Raw genomic sequence first — 16,143 nt, 5'->3', positions numbered from 1 at the left:
GACAAGGCAATTAGACTTAATGAAATTTATAATATAGGAAAGATAATTGTGAATAAAAAAATAGAAGTCAAAGCACATGGAAAAGTGATTCTTATTGGTGAGCATTCTGTAGTTTATGGCTATGACGCCCTCGCTCTTCCAATCCAGGCCTTAAATATCATCACAACTGTGGAAGAAACTGATGGTCCTACTTGGATGGATACAACTCAGTATCATGGTGCTTTTTTTGATGCGCCTGATGAATATGGTGGTATTAAATATATTGTAAAAAACTTACTTGAAAGAGTAAAAAACGCTCCTAATCTTAAAATTACTTATACTGGTGAAATTCCTATGGAACGTGGTTTTGGATCAAGTGCTGTTGTAGCTTTAGGGACTACCAAAGCTGTCTCACAATTTTTAGGATTGACTCTCTCTGAAGATGAAATTATGGAAATTACCAATCATGCAGAAATGATTAATCATGGAAAAGCTTCCGGCCTTGACGCTGCTACCGTAAATTCCGATTACTTAGTTTTCTTCAATAAACAAGACGGACCAAAACAACTTTCTCAAAAATTAGGTGCTACCTTATTAATTATGGATACGGGTGAACTTGGAAATACCAAGGTCGCAGTTCAATCAGTTAAAAAGCAAATGGATGAAAGTGATCTTAAAAAGGAACAAATTGCACGCCTTGGAGAATTAGCTACCGCAACACGACAAAATTGGTTTAATCAAAATACAGAAGAGATCGGAAAGATTTTTAATGAAGCCGAAGACATCCTTGCCTCCTTTAAGCTGTCAACTGAAAGAATCGATAATATTTGTAAAATTGCCAATGAAAATGGTGCCTTAGGAGCTAAATTATCTGGTGGTGGCTTAGGGGGCATTGTAATTGCACTATGTCCTAATCAAGAAGTTGCTCAAAAGATTGCTGAAAAAGCAAATGCTAATTTTGATAATTATTGGATTGAGGAAATTTAATGAAGAAAACTGCTCGTGCCCACACTAATATCGCCTTAATTAAATATTGGGGAAAAGCTGATCAAGCTTTAAAGACACCGTTAATGTCTAGTCTTTCAATGACACTCGATGCCTTTTATACTGACACTACACTTGAACATGATCCTTCATTAACTGAAGATACCTTTATTTTAAATGATCAAAAACAATCATTAGAAAACAGCAAGCGAGTTTTTAGTTATATTCATTTATTGCAAGAAAAATTTGGCGTTACTGATCATTTTACAATTCGGTCTACTAACTATGTTCCTACTTCTGCTGGTCTTGCTTCCTCAGCATCAGCTTTTGCAGCTCTTGCAACAAGCTTTGCTGCCAGTTATGGATTAGATCTTTCTAAAAAGGAGCTTTCAAGACTTGCACGACTTGGGTCAGGCTCAGCTACTAGATCAGTTTATGGCGGCTTTGTTGAATGGCAAAAGGGATTTGACGATGAGAGTTCTTATGCAGTACCAATTGATGAAAATCCTGATCTTGATCTTTCTCTACTAGCAATCGAAGTTAATACAAAGCAGAAAAAAATTTCTTCAACAAAAGGAATGCAGTTAGCTCAAACCTCTCCTTTTTATCAGCCTTGGTTAGCGAGAAATAAACAAGAAATTGCTGAAATTAAGCAAGCTATCCAAAATAATGACTTTACTAGAATTGGTGAACTTAGTGAACTAAGTGCCAACGAAATGCATGCTTGTAATTTAACCGCTAAAGAACCATTTACTTATTTTGAACCGGAAACAATTAAAATTATTAAATTAGTTGAAAATTTAAGAAAAAATGGCATCGAATGCTACTATACAATCGATGCTGGTCCAAACGTAAAAATTCTCTGCACCTTAAGAAATAGAAAAGATATTATTTCAGCTGTTCAGAAAACCTTGACTAATGTTAAAATAGTCGTTGCGAGTTTCGGCCCAGGCGTTACTCTGCTTTAGGAATTTGAAAATAAAAAGATTAGAGGAATATTCGTTGATTACAGAACAAGCACCAGGAAAGTTGTATATTGCGGGAGAGTATGCAGTTCTTGAGCAAAACTGCCCTGCCATTTTAGTTGCAGTAAATGAATTTGTACGTGTTTCAATTGCAAAAAGTACAGGTACAAGTGGGTTAATTCATTCTAAACAGTATTCTCAAGATTCAATTCACTGGATCCGTAAAGGTAACCAAATGGTTATTGATAATCGTGATAATCCGTTTGAATACATTTTATCTGCTATTAACTTTACAGAACGTTTTTGTCTTGAACAAAAAGTTCCAATGTCTTTATATGATCTACATGTTAATTCAGATCTTGATTCAGCCGATGGTAAGAAATACGGTCTTGGCTCTTCAGCTGCTGTAACAGTTGCTACAGTGAAGGCTATCCTTAATTTCTATGGATTACACTGTACAAAAGATCTTATTTTTAAACTTTCTGCTATTTCCCACTACAGCGTTCAAGGTAATGGATCTGCTGGTGATATTGCAGCAAGTGTTTATGGTGGTTGGCTGGCTTATCAAACTTTTGATAAAGCATGGCTCAAGAAAGAATTAGCTACTAAATCTCTTAGCGAAGTTTTAAACGAAGCTTGGCCTGGCCTTAAGATTCAATTATTAACTCCTCCCGAAGGACTAAACTTGGTAATCGGCTGGAGTCAAAAACCTGCCTCAACCTCTCAATTAGTTGATAAGACTAATGCAAAGAAAAAGTTTATTAAGACTCAATATGATACTTTTTTAGATGAATCACGGAAATGTGTTCTTGATATGATTAGAGGATTTAATGAAAAAAATATTTCTTTAATTCAAAAACAAATTCGTTTAAATCGGCAGTTATTAAAAGATTTTGCTTCTCTTAACCATATTGCTATCGAAATTCCACGCTTAACTAAATTAATCAACATTGCCGAACAATTTAATGGTGCTGCTAAAACTTCTGGTGCAGGAAACGGCGATTGTGGTATTGTGATTGCAGATGAAAAAACTGATATCGAAGAAATGAAAAATAATTGGCGTAAAAATGGAATTATGCCATTGAACTTTCTAGTTCACTCAATTGCTTAGTGGGAAAAATTATGTCACAAAGATCTCAAAGAAAAGAAGAACATCTAGCATTAGCTAAGATGTTTTTTAATAGTAATAAAGATAATGATTTTAATCATGTTCATTTAATCCGCCCTGCTCTTCCAGAAAGCGGAGTAAATACAGATAGTATTTTAACTGAAATGTTTGGTCATACTATCAGTGCCCCATTTTTTATTAATGCAATGACTGGCGGCTCGGATACTTCCTATACCATCAATCAACGTTTAGCTAAGGCGGCTGCTGCAGAAAATATTCCAATGGCTTTAGGATCCGCCAGCATTCTTGAAAAAGAAATTGATCAAATAAAGAGCTTTGAAGTTGCACGTCAAGAAAATCCTGATGGATTAATTTTTGCAAATGTTAATCCAACTACTGATCCAAAAGTAGCTCAAAAGATTGTTGACGCTTTAGATGCAAATGCATTACAGATTCACCTTAATAGTGTTCAAGAAGCTGTAATGCCTGAAGGCGATCGAGATTTTCATTGGATAGATAATCTAAAAGAAATTAGAGATACAGTTGATGTGCCAATTATTATTAAAGAAGTTGGAATGGGAATTGATCCTGAATCTCTTCGTACCCTTTTAATCAATGATTTTTCAATTATCGATTTAGGTGGAAGCGGCGGAACTAATTTTGCCCAAATTGAAAATGAAAGACGAAAGACTCAAAAATTAAATTTTTTAGAAGATATAGGTCTTTCTACTGTCAAAACGCTACTTGCAGCACGTACTATCCCCGTCAATAAGACTATTATTGCGGCTGGTGGTATTACAAATGCACTTGATATTTTTAAGTCTTTAGTTTTAGGAGCACAGTATGTTGGTATAGCAAACTATTTCTTGCAGTTTGCTAGTCAAGATTCTGAGACTTTAATTGCTGCTATTCAAAACTTAAAATATGAATTAAAACTTTTAACTGCTCTATTTGGTTTAGATCATATTTCTAAAGTCGATGAAGTTAAATATTATTTGGATACTGATCTTTACAATTTCACTCGACAACTCTATAATTAGTGCTATTTCTTTGGATGGCTGCTTACAGCAGCCATCCTTTTTATTTTTTATGATACTAATGTTAAAGTAACAATTTTATTAATTTAAATATAAAAGTTAAAAAGTTCATTAAATCAAATTTTGATCTATACCAAAAGTCAATTTAATGAACTTCATTCCCCTAAATATCAAAAGTCAATTGATATTGGTTTTATTCTTTTATCAAATGAATTTCGCGGTCAAATAATTCATGCATTTCTTCAGTAAAATTATGGGCAATAAATACAATTGTCGCTTTACTTTTTAATAATTTGTCTAAAATTTCCACTTTGATCAATCGCACTCGTCCCCTCATCGATTAAAATAATATCACTCTCATGAACTTGAGCCCTTGCTAAAACAATTTTCTGCCTCTGTCCTCCAGAGATGTTTAATTTATCAAGATCCAGTTTTTTATTAATGCCCTCATCAAATTTTTGCAGATCAGAAGATAAATCTACTTCTTCTACTGACCTTTCAACTTTATTATCGAGCTTATTGTTAAACATAGTAATATTTTCTTTAATGGAGGCTGGGAATATAACCGGATCTTGCGGTAAGTATCCAATTGTTTTCAAATCTGGATTAATTTCATTTCCATCCTTATCTTCAAAAATAATCTTTCCAGCACTAGGTGCTAATTCTCCCAATATCAATTTAAATAGAGTTGATTTACCAGTACCAGAATCTCCTGTTAAGAGAATCTTTTCACCCTGATTAATCTGAATATCCGGATAACTTAGTTTTTCGCCATTTGGAAAATCGAGTCTTAATGATTCTGTTTTAATTACAGTAGGCTTATTTGTTTTTTGCTTATCTGAAACTTGAACTTTTTCCGCTGCTTCATTTACTTCTACAATTAGACTCTTTACTCCCTTCATTTCTCCCCTAGCCTGAGAGATTTCATTAATTGCTTGATTTAAATAAAATCTGAAATTTCCCACTATTAATAGAGTACTCATTTGTACTAAGCCATTTTTGACTAAAAATCCAGTCAAAACAAATATGATCAACCCAAACAATGCAGAAGCTATCCCGTTAATCGCATTAAGTAATTTAGTATAAGTAGTTTGCTTAACAGTTGCGTCTTCAAGTTTTTTACTAGCATTTTGAGTGACAGAAAATAGCTTTGCACCAGCTGCAAATTGTCTTAATTGATCTAAACCGCGTAGCCAGTCGTTTAAAGTATCTAAATATATTTCATTGCTAGTCGAAATAAGTTTATTAGCTTTTTGGAGTGGTTTTTCAATCAATTTTGGCAAAGCTAGAGAAATGGCTACAATTATACAAATTGTAATTAAGAGAACCCAACTTAACATAATTAAATATATGATAATTGCAATAAGTTGAACAACTCCAAAAATTAGATTTAGAAGAGAGCCATAGTAATTATCATTAATTAATTCTAAATCATTAGTTAATCTATTTTGAATTTTTGAAACCGGATGATCTCTATCATCATGGAAATAATGATCTACTATCTTTTCTCTTACACTATTATTTAAATCTTGTGTTTGAGCAAGAAGTAGATATTGGGTCAAACTAAATAATGCATAAAACATTATACACACAGTTAAACTAATAGCTGAAATTATCAAAAAATTTGGTAAATTTCTTGAAAGAATAATATTCGTCTCTATTTGAACTAAGGCCGTCATCGTAATTGTTAAAAGAGGAGAAAGAATAGCTAAAATTGAAAATAGAAAAAAACGTGCCCTATTAATTCGAATAAAATTTCTTAAATTCATTATTCCTCTTCCCCTTTCTTAGCTAACTTTATTTCTTGATCAAACTTAGCTCTTAATTCTGGTGTAAAATTATGGGCAATCATTAAAATTGTCTGATCAGTTTTTAGCAACGCAGTAATAATCTCTTCAGTAGCTTTTTGATCAATTGCACTAGTTACTTCATCCATCAATACAAATGGCTGATTATAAATTTCACTTCTAGCTAATACAATTTTCTGACGTTGTCCTCCTGATAAATTATTTTTCTTTAGATTAACTACTGTATCAATTCCAGAAGGCATTTTATCTAAATCACTTTTTAATTCGACATTCTTAACAACATTCATTAATTGTTTTTCTGTTCTTTTAACAAACATCGTTATATTATCTTTAATTGAAATCGGAAAAACTATTGGATCTTGCGGTAAATAACCCAGGCTAGCATTGGTTATGGGTTGACTTTCCTTATCAAAATAAGTAATCTTACCACATTTAGTCTCAATTTTTCCCAATAATGCTTTAAATAAGGTGGACTTACCTGTTCCCGAATCTCCAATTAAAAGTACTTTTTCACCAGGTTTAATAGTGAAATTTGGATAAGTGATAGTTTCTCCTTCGTTGTATGTCACTTTCAAATTTTCAACCGATACACCATAAGCAGCTGTCTTTACAGCCCGCTTTTCTTTTTTGCGTAAAGTTAAAATTTCCTCTCTTAATGTTTTAGTTGATTTAACTAAAGTAATTGAATGGGTAATTTCCCAAACTGCTGAAAAGATAGCTGATCCAAATGCACCCGCTACAGCGAATTCTCCAAAAGAAATCACATGATTTAAGAATAAAATTCCTGCAAAAAATGATATTCCTATTTGGGCTAAGGCATTTCCGAAACCATTGAATAAGTAAGAAGTAGTTTGGTACCGATAGTTTTTCTTATTTGCTTTCGTATAATCTTCACTCGCCTTATGTAGCTGTCTTCTCAATCTCTCATATGCACTAAAGCGTCTTAACTCTTGCAGTCCACCAAACCAATGTTCAATCGTATTTAGCAACTTTTCATTTTTATAATTTACGTTCTTAGTTGCCTGAGCTGTTTTCTTTTCCATAATTTTAGGTAGAAGAAAATTAATTCCTAGTAATATCGCACTAACTAAAATTAAGCTCCAGTTCATAGTAAATAACAAAATAACTGCGATTAAAATTTCAAGAGTTCCACTCAAAATTGATACCCATGGAGTAGCAAAGTTGGTAGTTAATAGTTTAAGAGTTGCTGTTAATTGATTTTGCATTTTGGAAGTTTTTTCAACTTCTGAAGAAGCATAGTAATATTCGATAATTTCTTCTCTAATTTTATGAACATAGTCTTGGGTTTGTCTTGTGAAAGCAATTGTAGCAATTGGTAATAAAACTGCCGTTCCTATTTCCATCCCAGCCTGAACAAAAGTCCAAAAAAGATATCCATTTAAGTTACCTTTAAGAATATTGTTTAATGAATCTTTAAAAAGATATTCTCCCATTGAACCCGCAACTGCATATAAAATATACGAACAAAAAACCAATATTGAACGGGGAAGATTAATTTTAACCAACTCTTTAAACGTCATTATTTGCCCCTCCTATTTTTATTTTTTATTAATTATACTAATGTTTTTTTAATTTACAATCATATTTTTATAAGCGGACAAATTTATGACCTAAGTGGCATACTTTCGGACTTAACGAGTATGCTATACTTATTTTATCTATGATAAATCGAGGTGATTACTAAGTGTCTATTCTAAATAACTTAGGATTAAGCTTAAAACTGAATTATTTTCTTTCAGTTATTAAGCTATATTTAATAAATATCCCCAAATTTGATGAAAGTTTGGGGTTTGTTAACTAAAATCTAGCTATCTTTTCCCTAAACTTTCATGTACTCAATAAATTTAAGTATTAAAAAGGAACGGGAAAATGACTAACAAAAATAACTATAATATTATAAACCTCTTAATTGGCCGGATCGGAACAAATGTTGCTGACTCACTTTTCTATATGGCAATATTGTGGTACTTTAAAACCCATCTTAATTCACCAATGCTTCTTTCAGTGATATTCATAGCTGAATCTAGCATTGATATGTTTTCGTTTACTTTAGGACCTATAATTGATCGTATAGACATCAAAAAAGCATTAAAATTAGTGACAATTATTCAAGCAATGCTTGAGTATAATCATTATTCCGCTATTTAATAATCAAAAATTACACTTTTTAGGAATTACATTTTTGATAGTAGTTTATGTTTTGTCAACTATTGGATCAACACTAATCTATCCTGCGGAAGACAAAATACTGCCCAATATAGTAGAAAAGAAAGAATTACCTAAAGTTAATGAGATCTTTCAAATGTCTTATCAAACTTTAGACTTATTCCTCAATGCTGGAGCAACCATTCTAATTACCTTTTTATCTATAAAAAATACAATTATTATTTCAGCATTAGTATTTGCATTTGCACTTTTGTTCTACATGCGTTTACACTTTAAACTTCCAAATGCCTCTTTACCTGAAGGTAATACTACCTATTTCAAAGATTTAGTGAGTGGTTGGCAAGCATTACGTACTAATAAAAATATTTTAATTTTAATCTTGCCTTTTGCTCTAACCAACTTATTTTATGGAATATCATCTGTTGGTTTGCCCTACTTTGCAACCAAATACTTAAATAATAGTGCAATTAGCTATGGAAGTTTAGAACTTGCTTCTTCAATTGAAGGATTGCTAGGTAGCCTTATCGTACAGCGGCTTTACGTGAAAGACAGTCAACTAAGACTATTAATTGTCACTTGCTTAATGCTTTCTGGATTAGCAATTGTTTTAGAAGTAATAACTGCCCCAATATGGCCTATTTTAATTCTAATATTTGCCCTATGTAGTACTTTCTGGATTAGCATTATGAACATTAATTTTAAGGTTCTAGTTCAAGAAAGTTTTTCTTCTAATTTATTAGGACGAATTATCACGATTAACAGCAGCATTGTTAATTGCATGATTCCGATTGGATCATTTTTAGGAGGATTTATTGTTAAAAACTATGGTGCTCGGCCAGCCATTATTCTTGAAGGGCTGGCTCAGCTAGCGACAGCTGTCTTCTATCTAATAATGTTTTTAAAAAGAAAAAGAGCATAAATGCTCTAATTTTAGGAGTTTTCTAATGAGTAATAAAAAAGTAAAAATTAATAATGCTGAAATAAAAACAAGAGTAGTTTTCTATCGTCCAAGTCAATGATTAATTTTAATTTAGAAAAGAGATTTTTATGGCGCAAGATTTGATTACTACAGTTACAACAAAAAATGATTTCAAACAGGCATTTAACAGTGCTCATCTTAATGCCTCCGACACAGTTATTGTCCACACATCATTAAGCAAGTTCTACTATGTTCCCGGTGGTCCTGAAACCGTCATTCTGGCACTTAAGGAGACAATAAGTAAAGGAACAATTATGATGCCTTCAGAAGTTTCGACAAATTGTGATCCAGCAACGTGGGAGTACCCTCCAGTTCGTTCTGATCTAATTCAAACGATTAGAGATAATATGCCACCCTATGATCCAATAACTTCAGCTACTGAGGGACTCGGAATAACACCTGAATATTTTAGAACTTTGACCGATGTAGTGAGAAGCACTCATCCTTATTTACCCATTGCAATTTGGGGTAAAAATAAAGTTCAAATAGCTCAAACACAACCATTAAATCTTCCATACGGCATTAATAGTCCCTTAGATTATCTCTATAAAAATAATGGTAAAATAGTTTTTCTAGGAACAGACTATGAAACTTGTACTGCTCTTCACTATGCCGAATCAACAATTAATCGTCCAACTGAAACCTGGTCAGCTGCTATTGGTCTTGATGACCAAGGTAAAACTACTTGGACTGAATATCAAAACGTTGATCTAGATTCTTATGACGATTTTAATGAGCTCGGATTAGCTTTCGAAAAGAAATATCCGGAGCACTTTAACCAGGTCAGCTTGAACAACAGTTTTATCAAGGTAATTGAAATGAGACCTTTAGTTGACTTTGCTAAAGACTGGTTTAAAAAGAAAGATAATAATAGATAACAAAAAAGTAGGAATAAATCCTACTTTTTTCTATATATTCGTTATACCATAACTGTCATTGTAGCCGCTCCGATAATGATAGCTAAACCAATTAAGGTAACTACCATTTCTTTCTTAGTCTTCCTTTCATGCAAGAACCAGATTCCAGTTAGAGTTGCTAATACTACAGATGTTTGTGACAAAATAAATCCAGTTGCTAAACCATTCATATTTGGTTGAGCTGAAATTAAATATGTCAATGCAGCAAATGCAAAGAAAAATCCAGATATAATTTGTTTGTAAGAAACACCTTGAGCTAAAGCGCTTCTTTGACTTGGTTCTTTAACTTTTAAGTAAACTGCATAACAAATAGCAACTAAGCACATTCCAATAGCTTGTGGTAAAAATGCTTTGGATCCATCAATTTTAGCAGCTTGAGGTGCTGCAGAATATGCCCAATATCCAATTTCACCAATTAATAAAATGATTACTGCTTTTCTCAACTTAGCACTATTCTCATCAGTTTTGTGTTCGCTCCAGGTTGTCATCCAAGCACCTAAAATGATCAGAGCTAATGCAAGAAAACCTACTAACTTATCACTCGTACTTGGCCAATCCCCTAAAGCAAATACTCCCCATAAAGAAGTACCTAACAACTGAAAGGCAGTTGTAATGGGCATTGCGCGTGAGGATCCAACCAAAGTAAAAGAATGAAAAGTAAGAATCTGAGCACTAGCCCAGCCTATTCCAGAGATAATTGACCAGATTAAGGCAGCACCGCTAGGTAACGCTATCCCTTGAACCAAACTATAGATTAAAGCAAAGATAAAGGTACCAAAGGTAGTACCAATAATTTGATTTACTGGCTTACCGCCAATTTTTGAAGCAATTGTCGGAAATAAACCCCAGCCAAGTAAAGGCCCCAATCCAATTAATAAAGCTATTCCATTCATACACTAAACTTTCCTTAAAATATAAAAACAATTGTAGTTTACAGATGCAATTATTTTTTCAGCTAAATATTTACTTTAAAAAACTACTCCACTTTCCAAAATCACATTAGAGTATGGAGTTTCTTCACCAGTTCTAATAAATGCTTTAGAAGACTTTAAATCCTTCTTTAATTCTAAATGTGGAATAAATTCAATCTTGACATTTGGAACTGCCTTTTTAAGAGCTTCTAATTGCTTCGGATTTTCAGTTTTAATTTCTTCGGCAACATACATCTTTTGAACTTCTAACTCTTTCAAGACTTCTTCTAAAACATCAATAAATGATGGCAATCCTGGACGCACAGACAAGTCAATCTTTTCAGTTTCAGCCGGAACTGGAGTGCCAGCATCTCCAACTCCTAACCAATCCATGTGACCCATGTCAGCAATTACCCTTGAAATATTAGAATTCATTACACCAGTTTTTTTCATAGTCATTAATCCTTTTCTTAAAACACATTTACTACCATTCTAATATATCTTTTTAAGATTAGAACTTTTAAAGCGGCTAATATATTAAATTTGATTTTGAAATATAAACAGCAAAAAGAAAAAAGAGAAGATAGTTTCAGATAGTAATGAGGTTAACCCTCCCGGTTGGATTTATGGCCAACTCTGGGGGGGAATTTCAGTTAATTATCAGCTTTTTTTGTTATTTGGTCCTTATTTTAACTCTGATATCATCTTTACCAACCTGATTCCTATTATACCGAATTATCTATTTCCTTCTAAGTCCATCTAGAAAAATGTTATTATGGTAGTTGTTAATTTTAATTGCTGTATTGAAACAATATGCTATTGATTTATTACAGAAACTTTTGAATACGAATTCCCTGCTTTAAAGTAGTATTTTTTCTGAAAGGGGCGCTTTTATTAGTGACAAATATTATTAATGGACGTCAAATTGCCAAACAACTTAATCAAGAAACCAAAACCAGAGTTGATAAATTAAAAGAAGAAGGGATAATTCCAGGAATTGCGGTTATTCTTGTAGGAGATAATCCGGCTAGTGTAATTTATACGCGTAATAAACAGAGAACTGCCGAAAAGTTGGGAATGAAATCTATCTTGAAAAAATTTCCAAAAGATGTCAGTCAAGCTGAAGTTTTACAAGCAATTCATCACTACAATGACGATCCAACTATTCATGCAATTTTAATTCAGCTTCCTTTACCTAAGCATCTCAATCAAACCGAACTAATTGAAGCAATTTCTCCTGAAAAAGATGTTGACGGTTTTGATTCAAAAAATGTTGGTAAACTTTATAACAATGAGGATGGACACTATCCTGTTTCTTGTACCGCGCGCGGAATTATGACTTTGCTTCATTCTTATTTAGATAGAATTGAAGGAAAAAACGTAACAATCATTGGACGCAGCATTTTAGTAAGTCGTCCTCTGCAATCGCTTCTCATCAATGAAAATGCGACAGTAACAATGGTAAGCTTACATACATATGATATCGATTATTACACTAAACATGCTGATATTTTAGTTGTGGCTGCTGGCAAAGCTAATTTGATTAAAAAAGATCAGGTTAAACCAGGTGCAACTGTGATTGATGTAGGAATTAATCGGATGGCAAATCATCACTTAGTCGGGGATGTCGATTTTAATAGTGTCAAAGAAGTAGCTGAAAATATTACCCCAGTTCCTGGTGGAGTAGGTCCAATGACTATCGCAACTTTAATGCAGCAAACCGTAGATTTAGCTGAATGGAATAAATAGAAAAAGGTATTAAGTAATATCAAAATAACTACTTAATACCTTTTTCTATTACTTTCTCTACCTTTTCAAAAACTTTCCATATAATTGCTCTAAGAATATCCTAGCTGATTATTTTTTGAGATAGGGACAATAATTAGAATGATCTATTCGGTAATCTTTATTTTCAATTGTCCACTCATGCAAACATGCATCCCCAGTCCCAAATTTAATCTTTGCATCTATTGGTAACTTTAATAATGCATGATATAGTTGGGTAATTGTTCCACCATGAGTAACAATTACAATGGTATTATCTGATAAATTTTGACTTAATATCTCTGATAAAACACTCTCTACTCGCATTCTAAATTCGAGTTTACTTTCTTGCTTGTACAATGCTTTGTGGATAGGAACTTCAACCGCAGGATATTTTTGATAGGCTTCCTCATATGGTAAGCCAGCCCGGAGACCATTATTGAATTCTTTCAAATTATCCCTTCCAATAGCTGAAAGGCCAGTTAATTCTTCAAGATAATGTGCAGTTTCACGAGCTCTTTTTAATGTACTAGTGTAAATTTTATCTATATTATAGTGATCAACAATCCATTTACCAGTTTTTAAAGCTTGCTTATTTCCACGTTCAGTTAAACTGAAATCAGCCCATCCTTCACATACTTTTAAAATATCTGCTTTACTTTCACCATGTCTAACAATTAGTAATTTCATTATTCTACCTTTTCAAAAACTTCACATACCATTGGTGCCTGAGGATAAAACGCTTTACCTGCTTCTCGATATTCCCAATCAAAAAAATCATCATGGGCTCGACGCCAATATTCATAACTTCGATCACCCTCACCTTCATGGTAGGCGTGTTCTTTAGAAATTAAATCATAAGGTATAATTTCCACTACCTTATCTTGAATAACACAAACAGGTTCTTCTTTACTATTCAAAACAATACTCCACTCATCTACTTGAGGTATTTTTTCATTTTTATCATAAAGTTCATAGGCAGATGTAGTAGCAGTTTTTATGCCTCGATTTACCAACTCAGCCAATTCGTCTGCATCTTCAGCAGTTGCTCCAAAAGCCCATGCTTCTACCGGAGTATCACATTCTAAGTTATGGCTTTGACAAAAATCTTGCCAAAATTGTTTCAATTGTTTATTCATCTTTACCTAATTTCGTTAAAACTTTAGATCCAATCTCTAGCCCCGCACTGTGAGATTCATACCCCCAGTCACGTTCATCATAGTTTTCTATATCAGCCAATGTATCAGCAGTAAATAAAATTTGAGCGAAATACACTTTTCTGAATTGCGCACAAGCTGCTAAAGATGCACATTCCATTTCAACAGTTGCTGCACCTAACTGACGAAAATGTGCAACTTTCTTGGGCGTTTCTCTGAAGAAGCCATCAGTTGTCCAAGTAGTAATTTCATCATACTTAAGATTTAAAGTAGCTAAGGCATCTTCTACCTGCTTTAAGAAATTCTGATTCAAATCGATAAATTGACCTGGCTCCATATAATGAAAAGATGTTCCTTCATCACGAATTGCACGTTTGACTAGTAACATCTCATTTTCTGGTAAATCAGTTAACGCGCCCGCATTACCAACAGTTAAAACTTGGTTCACGCCATAACTAATCAACCAATCAAGTAATTGGACAGAAGCAGGTCCTCCAAGCGGTGCTTGACATAAAGTAAAGTATTTACCATTTAATTCAACTTCATAAATCTTTGGACTAAAAGAAACTGACTCAAATTCACCTATAGTGCGGTGAAGATGCTGATCTAAAAATGCATCAATTTCATTCTTAGGAACAAAGGCATAAAGCAAGCGTGAGTGAAAATGAAATGGTTCTTGATCATGATCTGGTTCAATTACCGCATGATGATTTGGATCAAAATCTAAAATAAATGGTTGTTCTTTCATAAGCTTCTCCTACTCCTTTAAAGTCTTACAGATTGAATTTCTATTTAAAATTGTTCAATTTACTTAACACTTGACTACCCACTTCTAATCCAATTCCATATGACTTACGTCCCCAACCACGACGGTCGTAGTTTTCCATTTTTGCTAATGAATCTCCAGTAAACAAAATTTGAGCAAAATCTACTTTTCTAAATTGCGCACATGCTGCTAAAGCCGCACACTCCATTTCGACAGTATCGGCTCCTAATTGACGAAATTGAGCAACTTTCTTTGGCGTTTCTCTGAAGAAACCATCTGTCGTCCAGGTGATGATTTCATTGTATTTATAGCCTAATTCTGAAATTGCTCTTTCAACTTGAGACAAGTATGCAGGTTCTAGTTCTACAAACTGACTAGGTTTTAAGTAATAAAATGAAGTTCCCTCTCCTCGAATTGCTTTTGTAGGTACAAGCATTGTATTTTCGGGCAAATCATTTAATGCACCAGCATTTCCAACCGCTAAAATTTGTTTAACTCCATAGTTAATTAACCAATCAAGTAACTTTGTGGCCGCAGGCGCTCCTAATGGAGCTTGGCATAAAGTGAAATATTCGTTTTCAATTTTGACCTCATAAATTTTAGGTCTAAACGAAATAGTGCGGAAACTTCCTAGAGTGCGATGAGGATGTCGATCTAAAAAAGAATCAATTTCTTCTTTAGGAACAAAGGCGTAAAGTAACTTCGGATGAAAGTGAAATGGTAAGTCTTCAAAATCTGGTTCAAGCACGGCATGATGATTCCCATCAAAATCTAGAATAAATGGTTGTCCTGTCTCTTCTTTCATACCTACTCCTCCTACAATTTTTGTAATATCTCAAAGCAAATTTCTAATCCACGCCGATGTGAATCGGTTCCACCATCCCGTGGATCATAGTCCTCTTCATTAGCTAAAGTATCAGCTGTAAATAAAATTTGCGCAAATTCAACTTTTCTAAATTGTGCACATGCTGCTAGTGCTGAACACTCCATCTCTACTACAGATGCCCCTAACTCACGGAATTGCCTTACTTTTTTCGATGTTTCTCTGAAAAAGGCATCTGTTGTCCATGTCGTCACTTGCTCGTATTGATAGTCTAGATCAGTTATTGCCTTTTTTACCTGACTTAAAAATTCGGTGTTCAAGTCGACTGTTAAACTATCTTCTAAATAATGGAAAGAAGTTCCTTCATCTCTAATTGCCTTAATCGGAATAAACATTTCATTTTCTGGTAAATCTACAAGCGTACCAGCATTTCCAAATGCTAAAACTTTTTTGACACCATATGCAATTAACCAATCGAGTAATTGTGTGGCTGCTGGTGCTCCTAAAGGAGCTTGACATAAAGTAAAGTATTCTCCATTACTTTCAATTTCATAAATATCTGGTTGAAAGGAAATTGTATCATATGAACCTAACACTTTATGGGGAACTTGTTCTAAAAAATTATCAATATCTTCTTTAGGGACAAATGCAAATAATAATTTAGAATGAAATTTAAACGGTTGTTTTTCATAATCGGGTTCAATAACGGCTTCTGGATCTTTATCTATTTGTAAAATACATCGCTCTTCTTTCATACA

General features: G+C 33.4%; 14 protein-coding genes and 2 pseudogenes. 7 read left to right on the top strand and 9 right to left on the bottom strand.

Translation table 11 applies throughout. The features are described 5' to 3' along the window. The first annotated feature begins 48 nt into the window (after positions 1–48). The 4 genes from mvk to fni are packed head-to-tail and all read left to right on the top strand — an operon-like array spanning position 49 to position 4,076. Positions 49–966, top strand: coding sequence for a mevalonate kinase (mvk, locus tag GTO82_RS04610; RefSeq protein WP_180874013.1), 918 nt, complete (start codon positions 49–51; stop codon positions 964–966). Beyond that, the gene (mvaD, locus tag GTO82_RS04605) at positions 966–1,931 is read left to right on the top strand and encodes a diphosphomevalonate decarboxylase (protein WP_180874011.1); all 966 of its coding nucleotides are present in this window, start codon (positions 966–968) and stop codon (positions 1,929–1,931) included. Before mvk ends, mvaD begins: the two co-directional genes overlap by 1 nt. A 34-nt stretch (positions 1,932–1,965) precedes the next feature. Then, positions 1,966–3,039 carry a phosphomevalonate kinase gene (locus tag GTO82_RS04600; protein ID WP_180874009.1) on the top strand — a complete coding sequence of 358 codons (1,074 nt, stop codon included), beginning with the start codon at positions 1,966–1,968 and terminating at the stop codon, positions 3,037–3,039. Positions 3,040–3,050: 11 nt separating this feature from the next. Next, the gene (fni, locus tag GTO82_RS04595) at positions 3,051–4,076 is read left to right on the top strand and encodes a type 2 isopentenyl-diphosphate Delta-isomerase (protein WP_180874008.1); all 1,026 of its coding nucleotides are present in this window, start codon (positions 3,051–3,053) and stop codon (positions 4,074–4,076) included. A gap of 190 nt (positions 4,077–4,266) precedes the next feature. On the opposite strand, the pseudogene GTO82_RS04590 reads toward fni, so the two are convergent. Continuing rightward, positions 4,267–5,842 (bottom strand): annotated as a pseudogene (locus GTO82_RS04590) (ATP-binding cassette domain-containing protein). Next, complete coding sequence (locus GTO82_RS04585; protein WP_180874006.1) at positions 5,842–7,422, bottom strand: ATP-binding cassette domain-containing protein; 1,581 nt, start codon at positions 7,420–7,422, stop codon at positions 5,842–5,844. The pseudogene GTO82_RS04590 and the gene GTO82_RS04585 overlap by 1 nt, the downstream one beginning before the upstream one ends. 349 nt (positions 7,423–7,771) lie before the next feature. Here GTO82_RS04585 and GTO82_RS04580 point away from each other — a divergent pair. After that, positions 7,772–8,987: pseudogene (locus GTO82_RS04580) on the top strand (MFS transporter). 128 nt (positions 8,988–9,115) lie between these two features. Further along, a complete protein-coding gene (locus tag GTO82_RS04575) occupies positions 9,116–9,925 on the top strand; it encodes an aminoglycoside N(3)-acetyltransferase (RefSeq protein WP_180874004.1) in 810 nt (269 codons plus the stop codon). A 41-nt stretch (positions 9,926–9,966) separates the two neighbouring features. Here GTO82_RS04575 and rbsU read toward each other — a convergent pair whose 3' ends face one another. Both rbsU and rbsD read right to left on the bottom strand, forming a co-directional pair. Further along, entirely contained in the window at positions 9,967–10,857 is an 891-nt protein-coding gene (gene rbsU, locus GTO82_RS04570) for a ribose/proton symporter RbsU (RefSeq protein WP_180874002.1), read from the bottom strand. Between the two features lie 75 nt (positions 10,858–10,932). Then, the gene (rbsD, locus tag GTO82_RS04565; RefSeq protein WP_180874000.1) at positions 10,933–11,328 is read right to left on the bottom strand and encodes a D-ribose pyranase; all 396 of its coding nucleotides are present in this window, start codon (positions 11,326–11,328) and stop codon (positions 10,933–10,935) included. A 444-nt stretch (positions 11,329–11,772) separates the two neighbouring features. On the opposite strand from rbsD, the gene GTO82_RS04560 reads away from it, so the two are divergent. Further along, complete coding sequence (locus GTO82_RS04560) at positions 11,773–12,624, top strand: bifunctional methylenetetrahydrofolate dehydrogenase/methenyltetrahydrofolate cyclohydrolase (protein WP_180873998.1); 852 nt, start codon at positions 11,773–11,775, stop codon at positions 12,622–12,624. Positions 12,625–12,732: 108 nt separating this feature from the next. On the opposite strand, the gene GTO82_RS04555 is transcribed toward GTO82_RS04560, so the two are convergent. From GTO82_RS04555 to GTO82_RS04535, 5 genes are read right to left on the bottom strand one after another with little or no spacing between them, the layout of a single operon-like run. Beyond that, on the bottom strand, positions 12,733–13,329 hold the full coding sequence (locus tag GTO82_RS04555) for a histidine phosphatase family protein (RefSeq protein ID WP_180873997.1): 597 nt from the start codon (positions 13,327–13,329) through the stop codon (positions 12,733–12,735). Beyond that, positions 13,329–13,778 carry an ASCH domain-containing protein gene (locus tag GTO82_RS04550; protein ID WP_180873995.1) on the bottom strand — a complete coding sequence of 150 codons (450 nt, stop codon included), beginning with the start codon at positions 13,776–13,778 and terminating at the stop codon, positions 13,329–13,331. Before GTO82_RS04550 ends, GTO82_RS04555 begins: the two co-directional genes overlap by 1 nt. After that, positions 13,771–14,544, bottom strand: a complete 774-nt coding sequence (locus GTO82_RS04545) for a nucleoside phosphorylase (RefSeq protein WP_180873993.1) — start codon at positions 14,542–14,544, stop codon at positions 13,771–13,773. Before GTO82_RS04545 ends, GTO82_RS04550 begins: the two co-directional genes overlap by 8 nt. 40 nt (positions 14,545–14,584) lie before the next feature. Beyond that, positions 14,585–15,367 carry a nucleoside phosphorylase gene (locus tag GTO82_RS04540; RefSeq protein WP_180873991.1) on the bottom strand — a complete coding sequence of 261 codons (783 nt, stop codon included), beginning with the start codon at positions 15,365–15,367 and terminating at the stop codon, positions 14,585–14,587. Between the two features lie 11 nt (positions 15,368–15,378). Continuing rightward, positions 15,379–16,140: a nucleoside phosphorylase gene (locus GTO82_RS04535; protein ID WP_180873989.1), complete on the bottom strand. Its 762-nt coding sequence runs from the start codon at positions 16,138–16,140 to the stop codon at positions 15,379–15,381. Positions 16,141–16,143: the final 3 nt, after the last annotated feature.

This window comes from Lactobacillus johnsonii (assembly GCF_013487865.1).
GTDB classification, from domain to species: Bacteria; Bacillota; Bacilli; order Lactobacillales; family Lactobacillaceae; genus Lactobacillus; species Lactobacillus johnsonii_A.
Note: the sequence above shows the minus strand (reverse complement) of the source record. Positions and strands in the feature narration are given on the sequence as shown.